Below are 22,825 nucleotides of genomic sequence, written 5' to 3'. Positions count from 1 at the left end.
TTGTCGTCGAGGTTCAGGGATGGGACCGGCGATCTGCCGCGCCCGGACGACTGACGCGATAGATGCCGATCTCACCCAACAGATTAGGCCATGCACGGCTCAGCCAGTCGTGGCGATGCGCGCGGTCGACCGCCAGGCGGTCCAGTACCTTGACCTGCTGCTGGTGGCAAAGTGCCTCGAAATCCTCGAAGGTGCAGAAGTGAATGTTCGGCGTGTTGTACCAGGTATACGGCAGGAACTCCGATACCGGCATGCGCCCCTTGGTCGCCAAGTACCAGCGGCAGCGCCAGTGGCCGAAGTTGGGGAAGGTGATGATGCAGGTCTTGCCGACCCGCAGCATTTCCGCCAGCACCTTGTCCGGATAGTGCAGGGCCTGCAGCGACTGGGTCATCACCACCACGTCGAAGCTGTCGCTGGCGAAGTTGCCCAGGCCCAGATCGAGGTTCTGCTCGATCACGTTGACCCCTCTTTCGATGCACTGGGCGATCTTGTCGGGGTCGATTTCCAAGCCGTAGCCGCTGACCTGCTTGTGCGCCTGCAGCCACGCCAGCAACTCGCCGTTGCCGCAACCGAGGTCGAGCACCCGGCTGCCGGCGGGAATCCAGTCTTGAATGATGTCCAGATCGGCTCGCATGGTTACACCGCAATCCGTTTCATGTAGCTGCTGAATGCCTGCAAGTAGCGGGGAATGGGCATCAGGAAGGCGTCGTGGCCCTGCGGCGCGTCGATCTCCAGGTAACTCACGTTCTTGCCGGCGGCCACCAAGGCATCGACGATTTCCCGCGAGCGTGCCGGCGAGAAGCGCCAGTCGGTGGTGAAGGACAGTACGCAAAAGTTCGCCTGGGCGACTGCCAGGGTTTTGACCAGATCGCCCTCGTGGGCGGCGGCCGGGTCGAAGTAATCCAGCGCCTTGGTCATCAGCAGGTAGGTATTGGCGTCGAAGCGCCCGGAGAATTCCTCGCCCTGGTAGCGCAGGTAGCTTTCCACCTGGAACTCGACGCTGTGGAAGTCGTAGTTGAGTTTTTCGCTCTTCAGGCCGCGGCCGAATTTCTCGCCCATGGCATCGTCCGACAGGTAGGTGATGTGGCCGACCATGCGCGCCAGCATCAGCCCGCGCTTAGGGATCACGCCCTGTTCCTGGAAGTGGCCGCCGTGGAACTCAGGGTCGGTCAGAATGGCCTGGCGCGCCACTTCGTTGAAGGCGATGTTCTGGGCCGACAACTTCGGCGCCGAGGCGATGGCCATGCAGTGGCGCACCCGCTCGGGGTAGCTGATCGTCCATTGCAGGGCTTGCATGCCGCCGAGGCTGCCGCCGATCACCGCTGCCCAGCGTTCGATGCCCAGGCGGTCGGCCAGCCGTGCCTGGCTATGTACCCAGTCCTCCACCGTCATCACCGGGAAGTCGGCGCCGAACGGCTTGCCGGTGGCCGGGTTGAGGCTGGACGGGCCGGTGGAGCCGTTGCAGCCACCGAGGTTGTTCAGGCTGACGACGAAGAACCTGTTGGTGTCGATGGGCTTGCCCGGGCCGATGCAGCTGTCCCACCAGCCGGGCTTGCGGTCTTCGGCGCTATGGTAGCCGGCGGCGTGGTGATGGCCGGACAACGCGTGGCAGATCAGCACGGCGTTGCTGCGCGCGGCATTCAGTTCGCCATAGGTTTCGTAGACCAGTTGGTAGTCGGCCAGGCTGCGCCCACAGGCAAGCGCCAGGGGTTCGGCGAAGTGCAGTACCTGGGGGGTGACCAGGCCGACGGAGTCATCGGGGAAGACGGATGGCACTATCCTGCTCTCGCTGAAAGGAGGCGCCAAAGTCTAATGGGAAGCGCCGCGCAATTCATCCTGTATCGCACCCTGGCGTGGCCCGACCCGGCCAAGGACTGGACTTCGGGCGGGCGCGAAGCGGCGACCGGGCGTCAGGCCTGGTCGCTGACTTCCTGCTGGCGCTTGGCACTGGGCAGGCTCACCACTTTGCCCTGGCGCAGGATCGGCGCCGGGCGGCGCAGGATGCGCAGCATGTCGTTGGCCTGGGCCTGCTGCTGTTCCAGGTCCTTGGCGTAGCGCGCCAGCTGCTCGCTGCGCTGGCGGGCCTGCTGGGTTTCCTGGGCCAGTGCTTTGAGCCGCAGCATATGGCTTTCCAGCATCTGCTTGTGCTCCAGGGCATGCTGCATCAAGGGCGTCAGGGTATCGCCGGTCCACTGTTCGGCATCCTTGCGCAGGCGCTGGTGCATGCCGATCACTTCCTGTACCAGGGTGGCGAAGAAGCGTCGGGTCAGGCTGCGCTGCTCGGTGAGCAGCGTCTTCGGATGCAGGCGGAAGTGGTCGGCCTTGGCTTGCAGATGCTGCAGCTCGCGGCGGTAGCGGGCGACGTTGAACTGCGGCGCGTCGATGCCGTGCAGCGGGTTTTCGTCATTGTGCCGGCGGTAGATGGCGGCAACGATCTTGTTGGCGATTTCCGCCTCCTGCTCGAGGATGTCCAGATCGTTCTCGACGCTGTTGAAGAAGTGCAGGATCGCCTGGTTGATGCCGACGGTGGTCCAGCTGCCGCTCAGGTTGCGGCGCAACTTGTTGAGGTGGGCCTCCAGGCGCTGCGGGCGGGTGCCCGAACGCAGGGGCTCGGCCTGGCGCACCAGCAGGCGCTGGTTGCTCTTCAGGCTCAGCAGGCGCTTGTGGTGCAGGCTGTGCTCTTCCTTGGTCTTGGCGGTGAGTTCGAGCAGCAACTGGCCGTTATCCTGTTGCTGGTTGCTGAGCAGGGTGTACTGCTCGCGCACCTTGTCCAGGCGCAGGTTGAGCACGTGCTGGCTGTTCTGCAGCAGGCCGAGCACCTGGTTGACCACGTGGTCTTCGAGCAGGCGCTCCTTCTGCGCGACGATGCGCTCGCACAGCAGGTGTTCCAGGTTGGACAGCTGGCTGCGTTCGAGCAGCGCCTGGTCGTTGCGCACCTTGGCCAGCAATGCCTGCTTGGCCGACAGCGGCAGCACGTCGTCCTTGTTGATGCCGAGCTGCAGGGCAGTGGCGGTCTGGATCTGGGCGATGGCGTTGTGCACGAAGGCGTCGCCGGCGAGGTCGTCCCAGAGCACGTCGATCTTGTTCAGCACGGCGAACAGGCTGGTCTGGGTGTCGTCGTCGAGCTGGCGAATGTGTTGCTGCCAGACCTGCATGTCGCTGGCGGTGACGCCGGTATCGGCGGCCAGCAGGAAGATCACCGCCTGGGCGCTGGGCAGCATCGACAGGGTCAGTTCCGGTTCGCTGCCCAGGGCGTTGAGGCCGGGGGTGTCGAGAATGCGCAAGCCCTGGCGCAGCAGCGGGTGATCGAAATTCACCAGTGCATGGCGCCAGGCCGGCACCAGCACCTGGCCGGGCTTGCCGGCGGATTCCAGCATATCCGGATGGAAACCGAGCTGGATCGCCTGCTCCACTGGCATCGGCTTGGTCTTGGCCACCTGGGTGAAGGCCTGGGCCATGTTGTCCGGATCGCTGATGTCCAGCGGGATGTTCACCCAGTGCCGGGGAATGCGCTTGAACTGGGCGATACTGGCATCGGCGACGCGGGTCTCGATGGGCAGCAGGCGGATATAGGAACGCTCGGAGCGCGGATCGAAGAACAGCTCGGTCGGGCACATGGTGGTGCGCCCGGCGTGGGAGGGCAGCATGCGCTGGCCATATTCGGAGAAGAACAGGCTGTTGATCAGCTCGGTCTTGCCGCGCGAGAACTCGCCGATGAAGGCCAGGGTGATGTGGTCGGTGCGCAGCAGGCGCAGGGCGCGTTCGAGCTTGGCCTGCACCGCGTCGGAGTTGAGCCGGTTGTGCTCCAGCCAGCTGCGGTAGCGGGTGATTTCGCGAATCAATTCGCGCTTCCATGCAACGTAGGCTTCAACCTGTTGGTTGAGACGTTCCATGCTCATTCTCGCTCTCCTCTGGGTAGCGCCTGCCAGGCCTCTGGGCTTACGGCCGCGCGGCGTGCAGCGCAACGGTGGGATGTTCGCATTATGCGGGGAGTCCCCGGTGCGTCAATCGCACTGGGTCACAGTCCCGCCTTAAGGTCGGTCAGGTGGGGCGAGCGGTCAGTTCGGGCAGCTCCGGCAGTCGCTGCGGGTCTTCGATGCGCACGCGCTTCTGGCGGTTCAGCTCGCCGGCCTCCAGCCGTACCCGGCTCTTGGCGACGCCGAAGGCCTCGGCGAGAAAGGCCAACAGGTGGGCGTTGGCCTTGCCTTCCACCGGCGGGGCGGTGAGGCGGATCTTCAGCCGCTCGCCATGCAGCCCGGCGAACTCGTCGCGGCTGGCCTTGGGCTGCAGGTGGCAGTCGAGCAGCAGGTCGGCGCCGTCCCAGCGGTAGTAGGCCATCTCACATGAACGGGCTGAGGATCGGCGGCATGCCGGTGGCGACGATCAGGTTGCCGAGCACGAAGCGGTCGATCAGGTTGATCGCGATAAAGGCGAAGATCGGCGAGATGTCCAGGCCGCCGAGGTTGGGTAGCAGGCGGCGGAACGGTGCCAGCAGCGGCTCGCAGATCTGGTTGACCAGTTGCGCGGCGGGGTTGTAGCTCTGCGGCGCGACCCAGGACAGGATCACGCTGACGATCAGGGCAAAGAAGAACACCTTGAGGAACAGCGAGGTGATGCTGATGATCGACCAGATCAGCAATTGCACCAGCAGACTGCCGAATCCGTAGCCCATGAGCATCAGGGTGACCACCATCAGCAGCAGCTGGATGAGGATCGCCAGCAGCAGCGAGGACATGTCCAGCCCGGCGAGGCTGGGAATCACCCGGCGCATCGGTCGCAGCAGCGGCTGGGTGGCGCGCACGATGAACTGGCTGAGCGGGTTGTAGAAGTCGGCTCGCACCAGTTGCAGGATGAAGCGCAGCAGCACGATCAGCAGGTACAGGCTGCCGAGGGTCTGGATGATATAGATGAGGGCTTCGATGAATCCGGACATCAATGACTCCTATTGACTCAGTTGTTCGGCCATCTCGGCGGAACGCCGGGCGGCGGCGTCCATCGCCTGGTGCACGAGGGCTTCGAAGCCGCCGGCCTGAAAGGTTTTGATCGCCGCTTCGGTGGTGCCGTTCGGCGAGGTCACCCGGCGCCGCAGTTCGCTGGCCTCTACGCCGCTTTCGATGGCCATGCGCGCTGCGCCGAGGGCGGTGTGCTGGGCCAGCAGCCCGGCGGTTTCCCGCGGCAGGCCGAGCGTTTCGCCGGCGGCGGTCATCGCTTCGAGCATCAGGAAGAAATACGCCGGGCCACTGCCGGACACGGCGATGACCGCATCGATCAGCCGCTCCTCCTCCAGCCACAGGGCCAGGCCGACGGCGGAGAGCAGGTGCTCGGCCTGTTGACGCTGGGCCGCCGACACCTGGGCATTGGCATACAGGCCGGAGACGCCCTGGCGCAGCACAGCCGGGGTATTGGGCATGCAGCGCACGATGGCCGGGCGGGCGTCCGGCCCCTTGGCCAGCCAGCGCTCGAGGCTTGCACAGTCGATGCCGGCGGCGATGGAGATGATCAGCTGGCCGTCCTCAAGGCTGGGTGCCAGGGCCTGGCATACTGCTTTCATCACCTGCGGTTTGACCGCCAGCACCACCACCTCTGCGCCACGGATGGCTTCGGCGTTGTCGGCGAATAGCTCGATGCCGTGCTCGGCGGCGATGCGCGCGCGCTGCTCGGCGCCGGGGTCGCTGGCGCGGATGCGTTCGGCGGCAACGCCTTCGGCGCGCAGACCGCCGATCAGGCTGGCGGCCATGTTGCCGGCGCCGATGAAGGCAATGCGTGGATCGTTCATGGGGGATTCCTTATTCAGTGCGTGGGGCGCCGTAGTCGCGGGCGCCGAACAGGGCGGTGCCGATGCGCACCCAGGTGGCGCCTTCGGCAATGGCGGCTTCCAGGTCGTGGCTCATGCCCATGGACAGGGTGTCGAGGCCGAGTCCCAGGCTGTCGCGCAAGTCGCGTAGCCGGGCGAAGGCGGCACGCTGGGCGGCGACGTCTTCGGTCGGCTCGGGAATCGCCATCAGCCCGCGCAGACGCAGGCGCGGCAAGTGCGCGACGGCTTGCGCCAGCTCCGGCAGGTCTTGCGGGGCGCAGCCGGACTTGCTGGCTTCGCCGCTGACATTGACCTGCAGGCAGATATCCAGGGGTGGCAACCCGGCCGGGCGTTGCTCGGCGAGGCGTTGGGCGATCTTCAGGCGGTCCACGGAATGCACCCAGTCGAAGTGTTCGGCGATGGCTCGGGTCTTGTTCGACTGAATGGGGCCGATGAAATGCCAAATCAATGGCAAATCCGCCAATTGCCGCTGTTTCTCCAGGGCTTCCTGCAGGTAGTTTTCGCCGAAGTTGCGCAGGCCGGCGGCATGGGCCTCGCGAATCGCCTCGGCCGGCTTGGTCTTGCTCACCGCGAGCAGGCCGACGGTCGCAAAATCGCGCTGCGAGGCTTGCGCCGCCTCACGGATGCGCGCGCCGACCTTTGCAATATTCTCTGCTATCGTGGACATTACCTGCGCTCTTTCGCCCGGCCACCTTGGGTCTGCGGCATTCTAACCGCTTGGAATTGGGGAGTCCCATGGATATTACTGAGCTGCTTGCCTTCAGCGCCAAGCAAGGCGCTTCGGACCTGCATCTCTCTGCCGGTCTGCCGCCGATGATTCGTGTCGACGGCGATGTGCGGCGGATCAACCTGCCGGCCTTGGACCACAAGCAGGTGCACGCGCTTATCTACGACATCATGAACGATAAGCAGCGCAAGGATTTCGAAGAATTCCTGGAGACCGACTTTTCCTTCGAAGTGCCCGGTGTGGCGCGCTTCCGGGTCAACGCCTTCAACCAGAACCGTGGCGCTGGTGCGGTGTTCCGGACCATTCCTTCCAAGGTGCTGACCATGGAAGACCTGGGCATGGGCGAAGTGTTCCGCAAGATCACCGACGTGCCGCGCGGCCTGGTATTGGTCACCGGCCCCACCGGTTCGGGCAAGTCCACCACGCTGGCGGCGATGCTCGACTACCTGAACAACAACAAGTACCACCACATTCTCACCATCGAAGACCCGATCGAATTCGTTCACGAATCGAAGAAGTGCCTGGTCAACCAGCGCGAAGTGCACCGCGACACCCTCGGCTTCTCCGAGGCGCTGCGCTCGGCCCTGCGGGAAGACCCGGACATCATCCTGGTGGGTGAGATGCGCGACCTGGAAACCATCCGGCTGGCGCTGACCGCCGCGGAAACCGGTCACCTGGTGTTCGGCACCCTGCACACCACCTCGGCGGCCAAGACCATCGACCGGGTGGTCGACGTGTTCCCCGCCGAAGAGAAATCCATGGTGCGTTCCATGCTTTCCGAGTCCCTGCAGGCGGTCATCTCCCAGACCCTGCTGAAGAAGGTCGGCGGCGGTCGGGTAGCGGCCCACGAGATCATGATCGGCACCCCGGCGATCCGTAACCTGATCCGCGAGGATAAGGTGGCGCAGATGTACTCGGCGATCCAGACCGGTGGCTCGCTGGGCATGCAGACCCTGGACGCCTGCCTGAAGGGCTTGTTGGCGAAAGGGCTGATCAGCCGCGAAGGCGCGCGGGAAAAGGCCAAGATCCCGGAGAACTTTTAAGCACAGGCGGGCCGTCCCGCCTCCCGTCGTCCGCGGTACACGCCGGCGGACGGCTCGCGCGGCGCATCGCGTTGCGGCATGAGATTGGCGTGAAAGGCGAGAAGACTCCATGGAATTCGAAAAACTGCTGCGCCTGATGGTCGAAAAGGGCGGCTCCGACCTGTTCATCACCGCTGGCGTGCCGCCGTCGATGAAGGTCAACGGCAAGATCATGCCGGTGACCAAGAACCCGATGTCCCCGGAGCAGACCCGCGAGACCGTGCATTCGGTGATGAACGACCAGCAGCGCCGCGAGTTCGCCGAGAACCATGAGTGCAACTTCGCCATCAGCGCCCGTGGTATCGGCCGCTTCCGGGTCAGCGCTTTCTACCAGCGCAACCTGGCCGGCATGGTGCTGCGCCGCATCGAAACCAATATTCCCACGCTGGACGACCTCAAGCTGCCGGAGATCCTCAAGAAACTGGCGCTGACCAAGCGTGGCCTGGTGCTGTTCGTCGGCGCCACCGGTACCGGCAAATCCACCTCGCTGGCGGCGATGATCGGCTACCGCAACAAGAACACCAGCGGCCACATCATTTCCATCGAAGACCCGATTGAATACATCCACCAGCACCAGAGCTGCATCGTTACCCAGCGCGAAGTGGGCATCGATACCGAGTCCTTCGAGGTGGCCCTGAAGAACACCCTGCGCCAGGCGCCGGACGTGATCCTGATCGGCGAGATCCGTACCCGTGAAACCATGGACTACGGCGTCGCGTTCGCCGAAACCGGCCACCTGTGCCTGGCCACCCTGCACGCCAACAACGCCAACCAGGCGCTGGATCGCATCATCAACTTCTTCCCGCCCGACCGGCAGAACCAGGTGTGGATGGACCTGTCGCTGAACCTCAAGGCCATCGTCGCCCAGCAGCTGGTGCCGACCCCTGACGGCAAGGGCCGGCGCGCGGTGATCGAGGTATTGATCAACACCCCGCTGGCCGCCGACCTGATCCGCAAGGGCGAGGTCCACGAGCTCAAGGCGCTGATGAAACGCTCCACCGAGATGGGCATGCAGACCTTCGACCAGGCGCTGTACAACCTCTACACCCAGGGCGAGATCACCTACGAAGATGCGCTGCTCTACGCCGACTCGGCCAACGACCTGCGCCTGATGATCAAGCTGGGTTCGGAAACCGATGGCGACCACCTGACCAGCATGACCCAGGGACTGTCCCTGGAGGTCAGCGACGACGACCAGCCGCGGCGTTTTCGCTGAGCCGCTGTCGTTGTGCTAAAACCCGCCGAGTGCGGGTTTTTTATCGGCAGGTGATTTCAGCGAGGTATTCATGGTTGAGCAACACGACACCCACAGCAAAGTCTTCGGCTACCTGCTGTGGATCTTCGGTTTTCTCGGGTCCCACCGCTTCTACTACGGCAAGCCGGTTACCGGCACTCTCTGGTTCTTCACCCTGGGCTTGCTGTTCATCGGCTGGATCATCGACCTGTTCCTGATCCCCGCCATGGATCGCGAGGCCGACCTGCGCTTCCAGGGCGGTGAAACCGACTACAACATCGCCTGGCTGCTATTGACCTTCCTGGGCGTGCTCGGCGTGCACCGCATGTACATGGGCAAGTGGATCAGCGGCATCCTCTACCTGCTCACCGGCGGCTTCTTCCTGATTGGCGTGCTGTACGACTTCTGGACGCTCAATTCGCAGATCTCGCTGCTCAACGCCAAAACCTCCTGAGGCGCGGCGGGCTGCGGGCAATCTGTTGCTAGGCTAAAGACAGCGTCGCTGGTTTGGCTGACGCCGGCGGTCGGGGCGGGCGATGTTCCAGCCCGTCGGGTTGCATTGGCGGAGGAGGCCTATGCGCTTGTGCAGTGCTCTTCGCATGCTGCTGGGTGCGCTGTTGCTGTGCTCATGCATGGCCAGTGCGCAGGGGCGAACGTTGGTGATCGGCGGTATTCCGGAGGTTCCGGTGCGCTATCTGGACTCTGACGACGGAGCCGTCAAGGGGCTGGATGTCGACATCGTGGCGCACATCTTCGGCCTGCTGGGGGTGCCCTATCGGGTCATGCTGGAGTCGTCCTCCGCCCGCCTGGAAAGCAACTGGCGGCAGGGCAAGCTGTACGACATGGTATTCACCTATTCGCACAAGGACGAGCGTTTGCCGTACCTGCTGTATGCCCGCGAGGCGCACATCTACAACAGCTGGCACTTCTTCGTGCGCAAGCAGGACCAGGATCGTTTCCGCTACGACAGCCTGGATGACCTGCGCGGGCTGCGCATCGGCGCCACCCAGGGATTTTCCTACAACAAGGAGTTCTGGGCCGCCGTCGACGCCGGTGCGCTGACGGTCGACCTGGTGACCCAGAATGCCCTGCAGATCCAGAAGCTGCTGCACGGACGCATCGATGCGGTGCCGTTGCCGGTCATGGTGACGCTCTACGAGGCCCGCCAGGGCGGCTACGCCGAGCGGATCGCCTACCTGCCCAAGCCGCTGAAGAGCGAGCCCTACTACAACACCTTCGTCAGGGGCTCGACCTATCCGGGGTTGGCGGAACTGGCCCAGCGCTACGACGAGCAGTTGCGGCAGATGAAGGCGGACGGCACGTTGCGCAGGTTCTACGGGAAATACGGCCTGGAGCAGCACTATCCATTCTGAAGCGGCTGCCCCGGCCCCTGACGCTATCCCTCGAAGCTGATCCTGCCGTCCAGCAGCGTGTAGCGCACCCGGCCTGGCAGGCGGTCGCCGATGAAGGGGCAGTTGCGTCCGCGCGAGCGCCAGGTTTCGCCGGCGAGCGTCGAGGCCTCGGGATCGAACAGCACCAGGTCGGCGGGAGCGCCTACCGCCAGCTTGCCGGCCGGCAGGTGCAAAGCGGCGGCTGGGCCGCCGGTGAGACGGGCGAGCAGCGTCGGCAGGTCGAGCAAGCCGTCCTGAACCAGTCCCAGGGCCAGCGGCAGCAACAGCTCGACGCTGCTGATGCCGGGCTCTGTGGCACCGAACGGGGCGAGCTTGGCATCCGCCTCGTGGGGTTGATGATGGCTGGCGATGCTGCCGATAACGCCGCTCTTCACTGCCTCGCGCAGGCCTTCGCGGTCGACCTGGGTGCGCAGGGGAGGCTGCACGTGGTAGAGGCTGGAGAAGCCGTGCAGGGCCTCATCGGTGAGCAGCAGTTGGTACAGCGCCACGTCCGCCGTCACCGGCAGGCCGCGGGCCTGGGCTTCGGCGATCATGTGCGCGCCGCGGGCGCTGGTCAGTTGGCTGAAGTGGGCACGCACGCCGGCCTGCTCGACCAGCAACAGGTTGCGTGCCAGGGCCACGGTCTCGGCGCTTTCCGGAATCCCGGCCAGGCCGAGGAAGCTGGCCGTCGGCCCTTCGTGGGCCAGGCCGCCCTCGGCCAGGTCGGCATCCTGGGAGTGGAAGATCACCGTCAGGTTGAAGGTGGCGGCATATTCCAGGGCGCGGCGCAGGGTGCGGTTGTTGGCGAAGTTGGCCAGGCCGTTGCCGAAGGCGACGCAGCCGGCGTCGCGCAGGGCCACCAGCTCCGCCAGTTGCTCGCCGGCCAGGCCCTTGGTCAGGGCGCCGATCGGGTAGACCTTGGCATGGCCGGCTTCCTGGGCGCGTTCGAGCACCAGTTCGGCTACCGCCGGGGTGTCGAGGACCGGCTTGGTCTGGGGCGGGCAGCACAGGCTGGTCACGCCGCCAGCGGCGGCGGCCAGGGTCTCGCTGGCGATATTGCCCTTGCGGCTGTAGCCGGGCTCGCGCAGGGCGACCGAGAGATCCACCAGGCCGGGGGCGGCGACCAGGCCTTGGGCGTCGATGCTGCGATCGGCGACGAAGCCGCTCGGTGCCTGGTCGAGCGCGACGATCTTGCCGGCCTCCAGGTAGAGGTCGCCGGTGCGGTCCAGGCCGGTGGTCGGATCGATCAGGCGGGCGCCGAGGATACGGGTACGCATCAGTTCTGCTCCTCGGAGTCTTGGTTCAGTTGGCGCTGCGCGGCCTGGCCGCTCATGGCCATCGACAGCACGGCCATGCGCACGGCGATGCCGTAGGTAACCTGGTTGAGAATCACCGACTGCGGGCCGTCGGCCACCGCGGACTCGATCTCGACCCCCCGGTTGATCGGTCCTGGATGCATGACCAGGGCATCCGGCTTGGCCAGCCTGAGGCGTTGCTCGGTAAGGCCGTACAGCCGGTAGAACTCGCCCTCGCTGGGCAGCAGGCCGCCCTGCATGCGCTCGCGCTGCAGGCGCAGCATGATCACCACGTCGACGTCCTTCAGGCCTTCGGCCAGGTCGTGGTAGACGCTGACGCCATACTGCTCCATGCCGATGGGCAGCAGGGACTTCGGCGCGATCACGCGGATGTCGCTGCAGCCCAGGGTGCGCAGCGCCAACATGTCCGAGCGGGCCACCCGCGAATGCAGGATATCGCCGACGATCGCCACCGAAAGCTGCTCGAAGTTGCCCTTGTGGCGGCGGATGGTCAGCATGTCGAGCATGCCCTGGGTCGGGTGTGCGTGGCGGCCGTCGCCGCCGTTGATCACCGCCACGTGGGGGCAGACGTGCTCTGCGATGAAGTGCGCCGCACCGGAATCCGCATGGCGGACCACGAACATGTCGGCGGCCATCGCCTCCAGGTTGCGCAGGGTGTCGAACAGCGTCTCGCCCTTGCTGGTGGAGGAGGTGGAGACGTTGAGGCTGATCACGTCGGCGGACAGCCGCTGGGCAGCCAGCTCGAAGGTGGTGCGGGTGCGCGTGGAGTTCTCGAAGAACACATTGCAGACGGTCTTGCCGCGCAGCAGCGGGACTTTCTTCACCGCGCGGGTGCCGACTTCGAGGAAGGAATCGGCAGTATCGAGGATTTCGGTCAACAGCTCGCGAGGCAGGCCGTCGAGGGACAAGAAGTGGCGCAACTGGCCTTGGTCGTTGAGTTGCAGCGGGCGCTTGGCGGCGGTCGGCGTCATCGCGGGGGTCTCAGTGGGAGAGGGTCTGGCGCTCGAGTACGAGCGGCGCGGGGCCGAGCAATTTTACCCGTTCGTCGGCAGCGAGCGACAGATTGGCGCCGACCACGTCCGGCCGGATCGGCAGCTCGCGGGCGTCCAGGTCGAGCAGGCAGACCAGTGTCACGCTGGCCGGGCGGCCGTAGTCGAACAGCTCGTTGAGTGCGGCGCGCACGGTGCGGCCGCTCATCAGCACGTCGTCGATCAGCACCAGGTGCTGCCCCTCGATCTCGAAGGGCAGGGCCGAGGGCTTGACCTGCGGATGCAGGCCGTTCTGGGTGAAGTCGTCGCGGTAGAACGAGACGTCCAGGTGACCGAGCGGCTCCTGGCTGCCGAGGGTCTCCAGCAGGGCCTGGGCGACCCATACGCCGCCGGTGCGAATGCCGATGTAGCGTGGTTCGGCGATCTGCCGCTTGGCCAGGTGGGCGTTCAGCGCCGCCGCCATCCGTGGCAGCAGTTCGGTGGGGTTGGGCAGGTCCATGGTCTCTCCTGTGGAGGTCAGGCGTCGGTGCGGGCCGCCAGCCAGCCTTCCAGCAGAAGGGCCGCGGCCAGTGCGTCGACAGGGTTTTCCCGATAGCCGCCGCGTTGGCCTTGGTGGAGGCGCTGGCCCTTGGCTTCGAAGGTGGTGAGGCGTTCGTCGTGCATGTGTACCGGCAGGTTGAAGCGGCCGTGCAGGCGGCGGGCGAACTTTTCGGCGCGGGCGCTCATCTCGCTCGGCGTGCCATCCATGTTCAGCGGCAGGCCGACGACGATGGCGTCCGGCTGCCATTCCTTGATCAGGGCTTCCACCTTGAGCCAGTCCGGCACGCCGTTCTGCGCCTTGAGCACGCAGAGCTCGCGCGCCTGCCCGGTGATGGCCTGGCCCACGGCGACGCCGATCTGCTTGCTGCCGTAGTCGAAGCCGAGCAGCAGGCGCAGTTCGCTCATGCGTGGCCGGCCTGGCTGGTGAGCAGGCTGAGGTTGACCCCGAGGCGCGCCGCGGCGGCGGCGAGACGCTGGTCGTGGGGCTGGTCGAAGAGGATCGCCGCATCCGCCGGGCAGGTCAGCCAGGTATTCTCGACCAGTTCGCTATCCAGCTGGCCAGCCTCCCAGCCGGCATAGCCGAGGGCGATGAGGAATTTTTCCGGGCCCTGGCCATCGGCGATGGCGAACAGCACGTCCTGGGAGGTCGACAGCGCCAGTTCGCCCAGCTCCAGGGTGGCCTGGAAACTGTAGCCGCTGGGGTGCAGGACGAAGCCGCGATCAGTCTGCACCGGGCCGCCGGAGTAGATCGGAATGTTCTGGCAAGCCAGTGGCGGCTCGCTGTCCGGGCGCAACTGCTCGAGCACGTCGGACAGGGTCAGGCCGCTCGGACGGTTGACGACCAAGCCCATGGCGCCCTGCTCGTTGTGGTCGATCAGGTAGGTGAGGGTCTGGGCAAAATTCGGATCGGCCATGTGCGGCATGGCGATCAGGAAGTGATGCTTGAGATAGCTGGCGGCGGAAACGTTCATGGGCGGTAGTTTCGGGCTTCGCGGGCGGGGCATCAAGCTCCCCGTCTCCAGTGAGGAGCTAAAAGCCGATGCGGCTCAGCGGCTCGACAACCGGTCGCCACGCTCGAAACGCCAGGTGCGAATGATTTCCAGGCGGTCGATGTCCGCTAGGTCGCCGGTGAACGGGGCAAAGGGCGCGGCCAGGCGCACGATCTTCAGCGCCGCCTGGTCCAGCAGCGGCTGGCCGGAGGACTCCAGCACCTGTACCTCATACAGCGTGCCGTCGCGGTTGATCGACACCAGCAGGCGCAGACTGCCGTAGACGCGTTGGCGGCGTGCCTCGTCGGGGTAATTGAGGTTGCCGATACGCTCGACCTTCTTGCGCCAGTCTTCCTTGTACCAGGCGCCCTTGTCACGCATGGTCGAGGCGGCGTTCAGGCGGTGGATCTTCGGGCGCTTGGCATACAGCTGTTGTTCCTGGGCCAGTTGCGCTTCCAGGCTGGCGATCTCGCTGGACAGCTGGCTGCTGTCGAATGCAGGGGTCGCGCGGGTGTTCGGATCGGGCTTGGTTTCCTCGCGTTTGACCGGAGTCTTCTCGCGCTGGCGCGTAACGGTGGCGACGGCGGACTTCGGGGTCTGCTGGCGGGCGCTCGGTGGCGGAGTGGTGGGCGGTGTGACGCGCTTGACCTCGGTGTCCTGGAACAGCGCCTGCTCGGTGGTGGTGGGCGTCGCCTCGTGTTCCAGGGTGCCGCTACCCTGCTGGTTGTCCTGGGCGAGGAAGTCGGCCTTCTTCGGCTTCTCGTCGCTCTTGAAGGTGGCCAGGGTGATTTCCAGCGTCTTGCTGATCTGGGTCGGTTCGGCCAGGGTGAAGCCGAGGCCGAGAATCAATGCCACGTGCAGGACAGCGGCAAGGAACAGGGTAAAACCAAGGCGATCCGCCGGGCGGATGCCGGCGGTATCGAGGGTCGACGGGTTGGCGGCTGCGTTCATCGCGATTCGGGTAGCTTCGAAATGCTGCGCAGTCTGACGGCATCGCGCGGCAGGCTGCAAGCGACAAGCTTCAAGCTGCCACCTGCATCAAGCTTTCGGCGTTCGGCTCAGTGCCTTGAGCTTGCCGTCGATGGCCTCCATCAGGCGTTCGCCGATGCGCGTGTCGAAGGCCTTGTCGATCTCGCGGATGCAGGTCGGGCTGGTGATGTTGATCTCGGTGAGGTGTTCGCCGATGACGTCCAGGCCGACGAACAGCAGGCCGCGCTTGCGCAGTTCCGGGCCGACCGTCGCGGCGATCTCGAAATCCCGCTCGGACAGCGGCTGGGCGACGCCACGCCCGCCGGCGGCGAGGTTGCCGCGGGTTTCGCCGGCGGCGGGAATCCGTGCCAGGCAATAGGGGATCGGCTCGCCGTCGATCATCAGGATGCGCTTGTCGCCGTCCTTGATCGCCGGCAGGTAGCGCTGCGCCATGATCTGCCGGTTACCGTGGTCGGTCAGCACTTCGAGGATAACCGACAGGTTGGGATCGCCCTCCCGGTGGCGAAATATCGAGGCGCCACCCATTTCATCCAGGGGTTTGAGAATGATGTCACGCTGCTCTTTGGCGAACTCGCGCAGAATGTCGGCCCGTCGACTGACCAGCGTCGGCGGGGTGCACTGCGGAAACTGGGTGGCGAAGAATTTCTCGTTGCAATCGCGTAGACTCTGCGGCCGGTTCACCACCAGGCTGCCGTCGCGCTCGGCGAGCTCCAGCAGGTAGGTGGCATAGACGTACTCGCTGTTGAACGGCGGATCCTTGCGCATGAGGATCACGTCCAGTTCGGCCAGGGCGATGTCCTGTTCCTCCTCCAGCGCGTACCAGTGCTGGGCGTCATCGAATACCTGAAGCTGGCGGGTGCGGGCGCGGGCCTGGGCGCCGGCCTGATAAAGGTCCTGCTGCTCCATATAGAACAGCTGCCAACCGCGGGCTTGGGCGGCGAGCAGCATGGCCAGCGAGCTATCCTTCTTGAAGGCGATGCGCGCGATGGGGTCCATGACAATCCCGAGGCGAACGCTCATGGGGGAATCCTCCGAGGGGAATTTCGGCAGCGTTGGGCTACCACGACTAGACTGATCGGCGCCAGGGTGGCGCCGGCGCTCCTCCCGGTCAAGGAAAAACCTTGTGCGTCGGGGGCTTATAGATTGCATCTGGAGAGTGTGCTAAAAAGGCCCGACGATTGGGTTGCAGCCCGTCGGTGATAGGGCCTCAGGCGCACTGATATAACGCAAAATAACGACTCACCGAGGCGATGGTAGGGCGAAAATGGAACAGCATTCCGAGGGTTTGAAGGTGATGGTGATCGACGATTCGAAAACGATTCGTCGCACTGCGGAAACTCTGCTGAAGAAGGTGGGTTGCGAGGTCATCACGGCTGTGGATGGCTTCGATGCGCTGGCCAAGATCGCCGACACTCATCCCAGCATCATCTTCGTCGACATTATGATGCCGCGGCTCGATGGTTATCAGACCTGTGCCCTGATCAAGAACAACAGTGCTTTCAAATCCACCCCGGTGATCATGCTGTCCTCCAAGGACGGCCTGTTCGACAAGGCCAAAGGCCGTATCGTCGGTTCCGACCAATACCTCACCAAGCCTTTCAGCAAGGAAGAATTGCTCGGCGCGATCAAGGCCCACGTCCCCGACTTCACCCCGGTGGAGCAAGCCTCCTGATGTCCGGCCTCCAGGCCGGTGATGCCTATTCCGTATGGGGAACACCATGGCTCGAATTTTGATTGTTGATGACTCTCCGACCGAGATGTACAAGCTGACCGCAATGCTGGAGAAGCACGGTCACCAAGTGCTCAAGGCGGAAAACGGCGCCGATGGCGTGGCTCTGGCCCGTCAGGAAAAGCCCGACGCGGTTCTGATGGATATCGTCATGCCCGGCCTCAACGGCTTCCAGGCGACCCGTCAGCTGACCAAGGACGCCGAAACCAGCCACATTCCAGTGATCATCGTCACCACCAAGGACCAGGAGACCGACAAGGTCTGGGGCAAGCGCCAGGGTGCGCGCGACTACCTGACCAAGCCGGTGGACGAAGATACGCTGCTGAAAACCCTGAATGCCGTATTGGCCGGCTGATGCCGCGCCATTACGCCTGAAGAATAAATAAGAAGAACAAGGCCGGCATGTCGGACGCTCAGACTCCCTTCCAGCTCCTCCTCGAGATCGACCAGCGTTGCCGCCAACTGGCAGCCGGCCTGCCGTCCCAGCAGGAAACGGTACAGACCTGGAGCGGCATTGGCTTTCGCATGGGCGAGCGCTTGTTCGTGGCGCCCATGGGCGAAGTCAGTGAAGTGCTGCACGAGCCGCGACACACCTTGCTGCCCGGCGTCAAGAGCTGGGTCAAGGGCGTGGCGAACGTGCGCGGTCGCCTGTTGCCGATCATGGATCTGTGCGGCTATTTCGGCGGCGAGCTGTCGCCGCTGCGCAAGAAACGGCGAATCCTGGTGGTGGAGCATCAAGACGTCTTCGCCGGGCTGACAGTCGACGAAGTATTCGGCATGCAGCATTTCCCGGTGGACGCGTTCTCCGAGCAGTTGCCTCCCCTGGAGGCGGCGATTCAGCCCTTCGTCCATGGGGTCTTCCAGCGCGAGAATCCCTGGTTGGTGTTCAGCCCCTATGCGCTGGCACGTTATCCGGATTTTCTCGACGTGGCGATTTGAGGGAGTCGACTGGGTCACCAGTCGAATGGCGGGTCGAGCACAGGTTCGGCCGGCAGGCGGTGCGTAAGTGACCGCGGAGTTTACGGTTGGGTCGGCCTGGTCGGCCCTTTGGCGTTATTTGGGAAACGTAGTGCGGTAGGTCCAGGCGGGGGCCAGATATGAAGAAACTAGACGCAGGCAATCTCTTGGCAGGTATGCGCAGCAGCACGCTGATCGCTGGACTCTTCGTGGTCCTGATCGTTTCCATCGTGTTGTTGTTCGCCAACTTCGCCTATCTCAACACCCAGTCGAACTACGACAAGGAATACATCAGTAACTCCGGCGAGTTGCGGGTGCTTTCCCAGCGTATTGCGAAGAACGCCACGGAAGCGGCGGCGGGCAAGTCCGAGGCCTTCGCCCTCTTGCGCGAAGCACGCAACGACTTCGGCAAGCGCTGGGAGTCGCTGGTCTCCGGCGACGAAAGCACCGGCCTACCGCCGGCGCCTGCCGCGGTGTCCGAGCAGATGGCCGCCGTGCAGCAGGACTGGGACAGCCTGCGTCGCAACGCCGACGCCATTCTCGCCAGCGAGCAGACCGTTCTCTCCCTGCACCAGGTAGCCGCGACGCTGGCGGAAACCATTCCGCAGCTGCAGGTCGAGTACGAAGAGGTGGTCGACATCCTGCTGGAAAGCGGGGCGCCGGCAGCCCAGGTTTCGGTGGCCCAGCGCCAGTCGCTGCTGGCCGAACGTATCCTCGGCTCGGTGAACAAGGTACTGGCGGGTGACGAAGATTCGGTACAGGCCGCCGACATGTTCGGTCGCGACGCCAGCCTGTTCGGTCGCGTACTCAACGCCATGCTCGAAGGCAACGCGGCGATGGAAATCTCCCGCGTGACCGACGAGGAAGCGCTCGAGCGTCTGGCAGAGATTTCCGAACTCTTCGAATTCGTATCCGGCTCGGTGGACGAGATTCTCGAAACTTCCCCGGAACTGTTCCAGGTCCGCGAATCGGCCAACTCGATCTTCAGCGGTTCCCAGGAACTGCTGGAAAAGGCCTCGGTGCTGGCCAACCGCTTCGAGAACCTTGCCGAAGGGCGCTACCTGAACATCGTCGCTGGTTACGTGCTGGGTATCCTGGCGCTGGCATCGATCATCCTGATCGGTCTGGTCATGGTGCAGGACACCCGCCGTCGCCTGTCCGAAACCGCCGAGAAGAACGAACGGAACCAGTCTGCGATTCTGCGACTGCTCGATGAAATCGCCGACCTCGCGGACGGTGACCTGACCGTGGCCGCGACGGTAACCGAAGACTTCACCGGTGCCATCGCCGACTCCATCAACTACTCCATCGACCAGCTGCGCGACCTGGTACTGACGATCAACCAGACCGCCGTACAGGTGGCCGCCGCTGCCCAGGAAACCCAGGCCACGGCAATGCATCTGGCCGAGGCGTCCGAACACCAGGCCCAGGAAATCGCCGGTGCATCCGCGGCGATCAACGAAATGGCCGTGTCGATTGACCAGGTATCGGCGAACGCCTCGGAATCCTCCGCGGTAGCGGAACGTTCCGTAGCCATCGCCAACAAGGGTAACGAAGTCGTACACAACACCATCACCGGCATGGATAACATCCGTGAGCAGATCCAGGACACCTCGAAGCGGATCAAGCGCCTCGGTGAGTCGTCCCAGGAGATCGGTGACATCGTTAGCCTGATCAACGACATTGCCGACCAGACCAACATCCTCGCACTGAACGCCGCGATCCAGGCGTCCATGGCCGGTGATGCGGGTCGCGGCTTCGCCGTGGTAGCGGACGAGGTACAGCGCCTCGCGGAGCGTTCCTCCGCTGCGACCAAGCAGATCGAGGCCCTGGTAAAGACCATTCAGACCGATACCAACGAAGCGGTTATCTCCATGGAGCAGACCACCTCCGAAGTGGTACGCGGTGCCCGCCTGGCGCAGGACGCCGGTGTGGCCCTGGAGGAGATCGAGAAGGTATCCAAGACCCTTGCGGCCTTGATCCAGAACATCTCCAACGCTGCACGGCAGCAGGCCTCGTCGGCCGGTCACATCTCCAACACCATGAACGTGATCCAGGAGATCACCTCGCAAACCTCCGCCGGTACCACGGCGACCGCCAAGAGCATTGGTAACCTGGCCAAGATGGCCAGCGAGATGCGTCGTTCGGTTTCCGGCTTTACCCTGCCGGACGCCAGGGAACAGGCTTGAGCAGAGGAAGCGCGGCGGCCTGAGGCCGCCGTTACGCGGCCATGAACGAGAGGGATGGGGACGGCATGCAATCGAGCGGCGTCTGGGCCTTGCAACCTCTGGCCGACATGTCCAAGGCGGAGTTCCATGCCTGGCAAACGCTGCTGGAGGAGCGCACCGGCGTGGTGATCAACGAGCAGCGCCGCTCCTTCCTGCAGACCAACCTCAGCGCACGCATGCGTGAACTGGGGGTTGCCGACTACGCCAGCTATTACCGTCAGGTCACCGACGGTCCGCGTGGCGCAGTGGAGTGGTCGACGCTGTTGGACCGCCTGACCGTTCAGGAAACCCGCTTCTTCCGCCATCGTCCCTCGTTCGATGTGCTGGAGAGTTACTTGCAGGAGCGCTTGGCCCGGGGTGTGCTGGAGCAACCGCTGGCCCTGTGGAGCGTGGGTTGCTCCAGTGGCGAGGAACCGTATTCCCTGGCGATCTGCGCCGCCGAGGTGCTGCGCGACAGCCCCTGGCCCGAGCATTTCGGCGTGACCGGTACCGATATCAGCCTGAACGCCCTGAGCAAGGCGCGCGACGCTCTCTACGGGGCGCGCAAGCTGGAACAGATGGACGGCGACCTGGTGGCGCGCTATTTCGAGGCGCAACCGGATGGACGCTACAAAGTATTGCCGAGTCTGACCGCACGCATGTGCTGTGCCCGGCTCAATGTGCTGGAGTTGGCCAAGGCGCCGCTCTCCGGCATGGACGTAATTTTCTGCCAGAACTTGCTGATCTACTTTCGTCGTTGGCGTCGCCGCGAAATCCTCAACCGCCTGGCCGAGCGCTTGGCACCGGGGGGGCTGCTGGTGGTCGGCGTGGGTGAAGTGGTCGGTTGGCAGCATCCGGATCTGGTTCCGGTGGCTGACGAGCGGGTTCTGGCGTTTACCCGGAAGAGTTTATGAGCGGAGTCGCTATGGGTGATCGGCACGATTATGTCGCCCTGGAGTGGGTCAAAGGCGAGATCGCGGAAACCCTGAAGCAGGCGCGACAGGCCCTGGAAGCGTTCGTCGAGAATCCCCAGGATCCGACGCGCATGCGTTTCTGCCTGACCTACGTGCATCAGGTCCACGGCACTCTGCAGATGGTGGAGTTCTACGGCGCGGCCTTGCTCGCCGAAGAGATGGAGCACCTGGCCCAGGCGCTGATGGAAGGCCGCGTCGCCAACCAGGGCGAAGCCCTGGAAGTGCTGATGCAGGCGATCCTGCAACTGCCGGCCTACCTGGAGCGTATCCAGGCGGCGCGTCGCGACCTGCCGATGGTGGTGTTGCCGCTGCTCAACGACCTGCGCGCCGCCCGTGGCGAGAAGCTGCTTTCGGAAACCAGTCTGTTTTCCCCGGACATGTCCCGGCGCCTACCGGCATTGCCCAGCGAGTCCCTGGCGCAGTTGCGCACCGCCGAGCTGCCGCTGCTGCTGCGCAAGCTGCGGCAGATGCTGCAGATGGCGTTGGTCGGGGTCATTCGCAACCAGGACCTGGCGACCAATCTCGGCTACATGGCGCGGGTCTTCGCTCGTCTCGAGGGCCTGTGCAAGGACGCGCCGCTGGGCGCGCTCTGGCAGATCGCATCCGGTCTGGTCGAAGGCATCGCCAACGGCAGCATCGTCAACGGCACCTCGGTGCGCACCTTGCTGCGCCAGGTCGACAAGGAACTCAAGCGCCTGGTCGAGCAGGGTGCCGATGGCATCAACCAGCCGGCCCCGGACGATCTGAGCAAGAACCTGCTGTTCTACGTCGCCAAGGCCCCGGTGCAGTCGCCGCGCATCAGCGCGCTCAAGGCCCAGTACCGCCTCGAGGACGCCCTGCCGGACAGCGAGGTGGTCGACGAGGAGCGTGCCCGCCTGGCCGGCCCCGACCGCGACGCCATGCGCTCGGTGGTCGGTGCGCTGTGCGAGGAGCTGGTGCGGGTCAAGGACAGCCTCGACCTGTTCGTGCGCAGCGACCGCAAACAGGTCACCGAGCTCGATGCCCTGTTGCCGCCGCTCAAGCAGATCGCCGATACCCTTGCGGTGCTCGGCTTCGGCCAGCCGCGCAAGGTGATCGTCGACCAGATTGACGTCGTGCACGGTTTGTCCCTCGGCAAGCAGGAGCCCAACGACGCGGTGCTGATGGATGTCGCCGGCGCGCTGCTGTATGTCGAAGCGACGCTGGCCGGCATGGTCGGCCCCAGCGAAGAGGGCGGTCGCGAGGAAAGCCATCTGCCGACCACCGACGTCGGGCAGATTCACCAGCTGGTGATCAAGGAAGCGCGCAATGGTCTGGAACAGGCCAAGGACGCGATCATCGAATTCATCGCTTCGCAGTGGAACCACGAGCATCTGGCCCGCGTGCCGGAACTGCTGACCCAGGCCCGTGGTGGCCTCGGCATGATTCCGCTGACCCGCGCCGCGGCGTTGCTGGACGCCTGCAACCGCTATATCCAGGAGCAGTTGCTGGCGCGCAAGGTGGTGCCGAACTGGCAGAGCCTCGACACCCTCGCCGATGCCATCACCAGCGTCGAGTACTACCTCGAGCGCCTTGCCGAGGACCATGCGACCCAGGGCGACGCGATCCTCGACGTGGCCGAGGAGAGCCTGGAAAACCTTGGTTACCCGCTCAAGGCCAAGCCGTCGATCCTCGATCGCGTCGAGCCGGAAGAAGATTTCGCGCCGCTCAGCGATCCCATGGAGGAGATGGAGGTCATTGCCGAAGAGCCGCAGGCTCCCGAGCCGACCTTCGACGAGCCCCAGGCGGAACCGGAGTTCGAGGCCCCGCTGGCGGACCTCGCACCCGAGGAGCAGCCTGGCGTCGAGTTCGCCGAGCTGGCCCAGGACACCAGCGAGCTGTTGGTCTCCGATGACAACTGGGCATT

23 protein-coding genes and 1 pseudogene are annotated in these 22,825 nt (G+C 64.6%); 10 read left to right on the top strand and 14 right to left on the bottom strand.

Annotation, left to right across the window (positions count from 1 at the left end; translation table 11 throughout):
* Positions 1-13 precede the first annotated feature (13 nt).
* The 7 genes from metW to ACWKV7_RS16410 form a co-directional block, all read right to left on the bottom strand.
* The gene (gene metW / locus ACWKV7_RS16440; RefSeq protein ID WP_483858768.1) at positions 14-634 is read right to left on the bottom strand and encodes a methionine biosynthesis protein MetW; all 621 of its coding nucleotides are present in this window, start codon (positions 632-634) and stop codon (positions 14-16) included.
* 2 nt (positions 635-636) lie between these two features.
* Entirely contained in the window at positions 637-1,776 is a 1,140-nt protein-coding gene (gene metX / locus ACWKV7_RS16435) for a homoserine O-succinyltransferase MetX (RefSeq protein ID WP_483858767.1), read from the bottom strand.
* Positions 1,777-1,910: 134 nt separating this feature from the next.
* Positions 1,911-3,899 carry a dynamin family protein gene (locus tag ACWKV7_RS16430; RefSeq protein ID WP_483858766.1) on the bottom strand — a complete coding sequence of 663 codons (1,989 nt, stop codon included), beginning with the start codon at positions 3,897-3,899 and terminating at the stop codon, positions 1,911-1,913.
* A 142-nt stretch (positions 3,900-4,041) separates the two neighbouring features.
* Positions 4,042-4,338: a DUF167 domain-containing protein gene (locus ACWKV7_RS16425; protein ID WP_483858765.1), complete on the bottom strand. Its 297-nt coding sequence runs from the start codon at positions 4,336-4,338 to the stop codon at positions 4,042-4,044.
* Position 4,339: 1 nt separating this feature from the next.
* Positions 4,340-4,933: a YggT family protein gene (locus ACWKV7_RS16420; protein WP_483858764.1), complete on the bottom strand. Its 594-nt coding sequence runs from the start codon at positions 4,931-4,933 to the stop codon at positions 4,340-4,342.
* A gap of 9 nt (positions 4,934-4,942) precedes the next feature.
* Positions 4,943-5,776 (bottom strand): pyrroline-5-carboxylate reductase, encoded by an 834-nt coding sequence (gene proC, locus ACWKV7_RS16415; RefSeq protein ID WP_483858763.1) that lies wholly within the window; start codon positions 5,774-5,776, stop codon positions 4,943-4,945.
* Between the two features lie 10 nt (positions 5,777-5,786).
* Positions 5,787-6,482: a YggS family pyridoxal phosphate-dependent enzyme gene (locus ACWKV7_RS16410; RefSeq protein ID WP_483858762.1), complete on the bottom strand. Its 696-nt coding sequence runs from the start codon at positions 6,480-6,482 to the stop codon at positions 5,787-5,789.
* Positions 6,483-6,550: 68 nt separating this feature from the next.
* Between ACWKV7_RS16410 and pilT the strand changes: the two genes are divergently transcribed.
* From pilT to ACWKV7_RS16390, 4 genes are all read left to right on the top strand, one after another.
* The gene (gene pilT, locus ACWKV7_RS16405; RefSeq protein ID WP_483858761.1) at positions 6,551-7,585 is read left to right on the top strand and encodes a type IV pilus twitching motility protein PilT; all 1,035 of its coding nucleotides are present in this window, start codon (positions 6,551-6,553) and stop codon (positions 7,583-7,585) included.
* 109 nt (positions 7,586-7,694) lie between these two features.
* On the top strand, positions 7,695-8,840 hold the full coding sequence (locus ACWKV7_RS16400) for a PilT/PilU family type 4a pilus ATPase (protein WP_483858760.1): 1,146 nt from the start codon (positions 7,695-7,697) through the stop codon (positions 8,838-8,840).
* A 70-nt stretch (positions 8,841-8,910) separates the two neighbouring features.
* Entirely contained in the window at positions 8,911-9,312 is a 402-nt protein-coding gene (locus tag ACWKV7_RS16395) for an NINE protein (protein WP_483858759.1), read from the top strand.
* Between the two features lie 121 nt (positions 9,313-9,433).
* Positions 9,434-10,231 (top strand): substrate-binding periplasmic protein, encoded by a 798-nt coding sequence (locus tag ACWKV7_RS16390; RefSeq protein ID WP_483858758.1) that lies wholly within the window; start codon positions 9,434-9,436, stop codon positions 10,229-10,231.
* A 23-nt stretch (positions 10,232-10,254) separates the two neighbouring features.
* On the opposite strand, the gene ACWKV7_RS16385 is transcribed toward ACWKV7_RS16390, so the two are convergent.
* The 7 genes from ACWKV7_RS16385 to gshB all read right to left on the bottom strand — a co-directional run bounded on the left by ACWKV7_RS16385 (position 10,255) and on the right by gshB (position 16,093).
* Positions 10,255-11,526 carry a dihydroorotase gene (locus ACWKV7_RS16385; RefSeq protein WP_483858757.1) on the bottom strand — a complete coding sequence of 424 codons (1,272 nt, stop codon included), beginning with the start codon at positions 11,524-11,526 and terminating at the stop codon, positions 10,255-10,257.
* A complete protein-coding gene (locus tag ACWKV7_RS16380) occupies positions 11,526-12,536 on the bottom strand; it encodes an aspartate carbamoyltransferase catalytic subunit (RefSeq protein ID WP_483858756.1) in 1,011 nt (336 codons plus the stop codon). Before ACWKV7_RS16380 ends, ACWKV7_RS16385 begins: the two co-directional genes overlap by 1 nt.
* Positions 12,537-12,546: 10 nt before the next feature.
* Entirely contained in the window at positions 12,547-13,053 is a 507-nt protein-coding gene (gene pyrR / locus ACWKV7_RS16375; protein WP_483858755.1) for a bifunctional pyr operon transcriptional regulator/uracil phosphoribosyltransferase PyrR, read from the bottom strand.
* Between the two features lie 17 nt (positions 13,054-13,070).
* Positions 13,071-13,499 carry a Holliday junction resolvase RuvX gene (gene ruvX / locus ACWKV7_RS16370; protein ID WP_483858754.1) on the bottom strand — a complete coding sequence of 143 codons (429 nt, stop codon included), beginning with the start codon at positions 13,497-13,499 and terminating at the stop codon, positions 13,071-13,073.
* On the bottom strand, positions 13,496-14,065 hold the full coding sequence (locus ACWKV7_RS16365) for a YqgE/AlgH family protein (RefSeq protein ID WP_483858753.1): 570 nt from the start codon (positions 14,063-14,065) through the stop codon (positions 13,496-13,498). Before ACWKV7_RS16365 ends, ruvX begins: the two co-directional genes overlap by 4 nt.
* A gap of 75 nt (positions 14,066-14,140) precedes the next feature.
* The gene (locus ACWKV7_RS16360) at positions 14,141-15,034 is read right to left on the bottom strand and encodes an energy transducer TonB (RefSeq protein ID WP_483858752.1); all 894 of its coding nucleotides are present in this window, start codon (positions 15,032-15,034) and stop codon (positions 14,141-14,143) included.
* Between the two features lie 87 nt (positions 15,035-15,121).
* Positions 15,122-16,093, bottom strand: a complete 972-nt coding sequence (gene gshB / locus ACWKV7_RS16355; protein ID WP_483858751.1) for a glutathione synthase — start codon at positions 16,091-16,093, stop codon at positions 15,122-15,124.
* A 244-nt stretch (positions 16,094-16,337) separates the two neighbouring features.
* Here gshB and pilG point away from each other — a divergent pair, with 244 nt between their 5' ends.
* From pilG to ACWKV7_RS23765, 6 genes and pseudogenes are all read left to right on the top strand, one after another.
* A complete protein-coding gene (gene pilG / locus ACWKV7_RS16350) occupies positions 16,338-16,745 on the top strand; it encodes a twitching motility response regulator PilG (protein WP_119692218.1) in 408 nt (135 codons plus the stop codon).
* 46 nt (positions 16,746-16,791) lie between these two features.
* The gene (pilH, locus tag ACWKV7_RS16345; protein WP_483858750.1) at positions 16,792-17,157 is read left to right on the top strand and encodes a twitching motility response regulator PilH; all 366 of its coding nucleotides are present in this window, start codon (positions 16,792-16,794) and stop codon (positions 17,155-17,157) included.
* A 47-nt stretch (positions 17,158-17,204) separates the two neighbouring features.
* Positions 17,205-17,741, top strand: a complete 537-nt coding sequence (locus ACWKV7_RS16340) for a chemotaxis protein CheW (RefSeq protein WP_483858749.1) — start codon at positions 17,205-17,207, stop codon at positions 17,739-17,741.
* A 158-nt stretch (positions 17,742-17,899) separates the two neighbouring features.
* Complete coding sequence (locus ACWKV7_RS16335; protein ID WP_483858748.1) at positions 17,900-19,948, top strand: methyl-accepting chemotaxis protein; 2,049 nt, start codon at positions 17,900-17,902, stop codon at positions 19,946-19,948.
* Between the two features lie 65 nt (positions 19,949-20,013).
* Entirely contained in the window at positions 20,014-20,880 is an 867-nt protein-coding gene (locus ACWKV7_RS16330; RefSeq protein WP_483858747.1) for a CheR family methyltransferase, read from the top strand.
* A pseudogene (locus tag ACWKV7_RS23765) lies at positions 20,877-21,734 on the top strand (Hpt domain-containing protein); the annotation flags it as partial. The gene ACWKV7_RS16330 and the pseudogene ACWKV7_RS23765, both read left to right, overlap by 4 nt.
* Between the last annotated feature and the right edge of the window lie 1,091 nt (positions 21,735-22,825).

The organism is Zestomonas ipomoeae, assembly GCF_057128665.1.
Note: the sequence above shows the minus strand (reverse complement) of the source record. Positions and strands in the feature narration are given on the sequence as shown.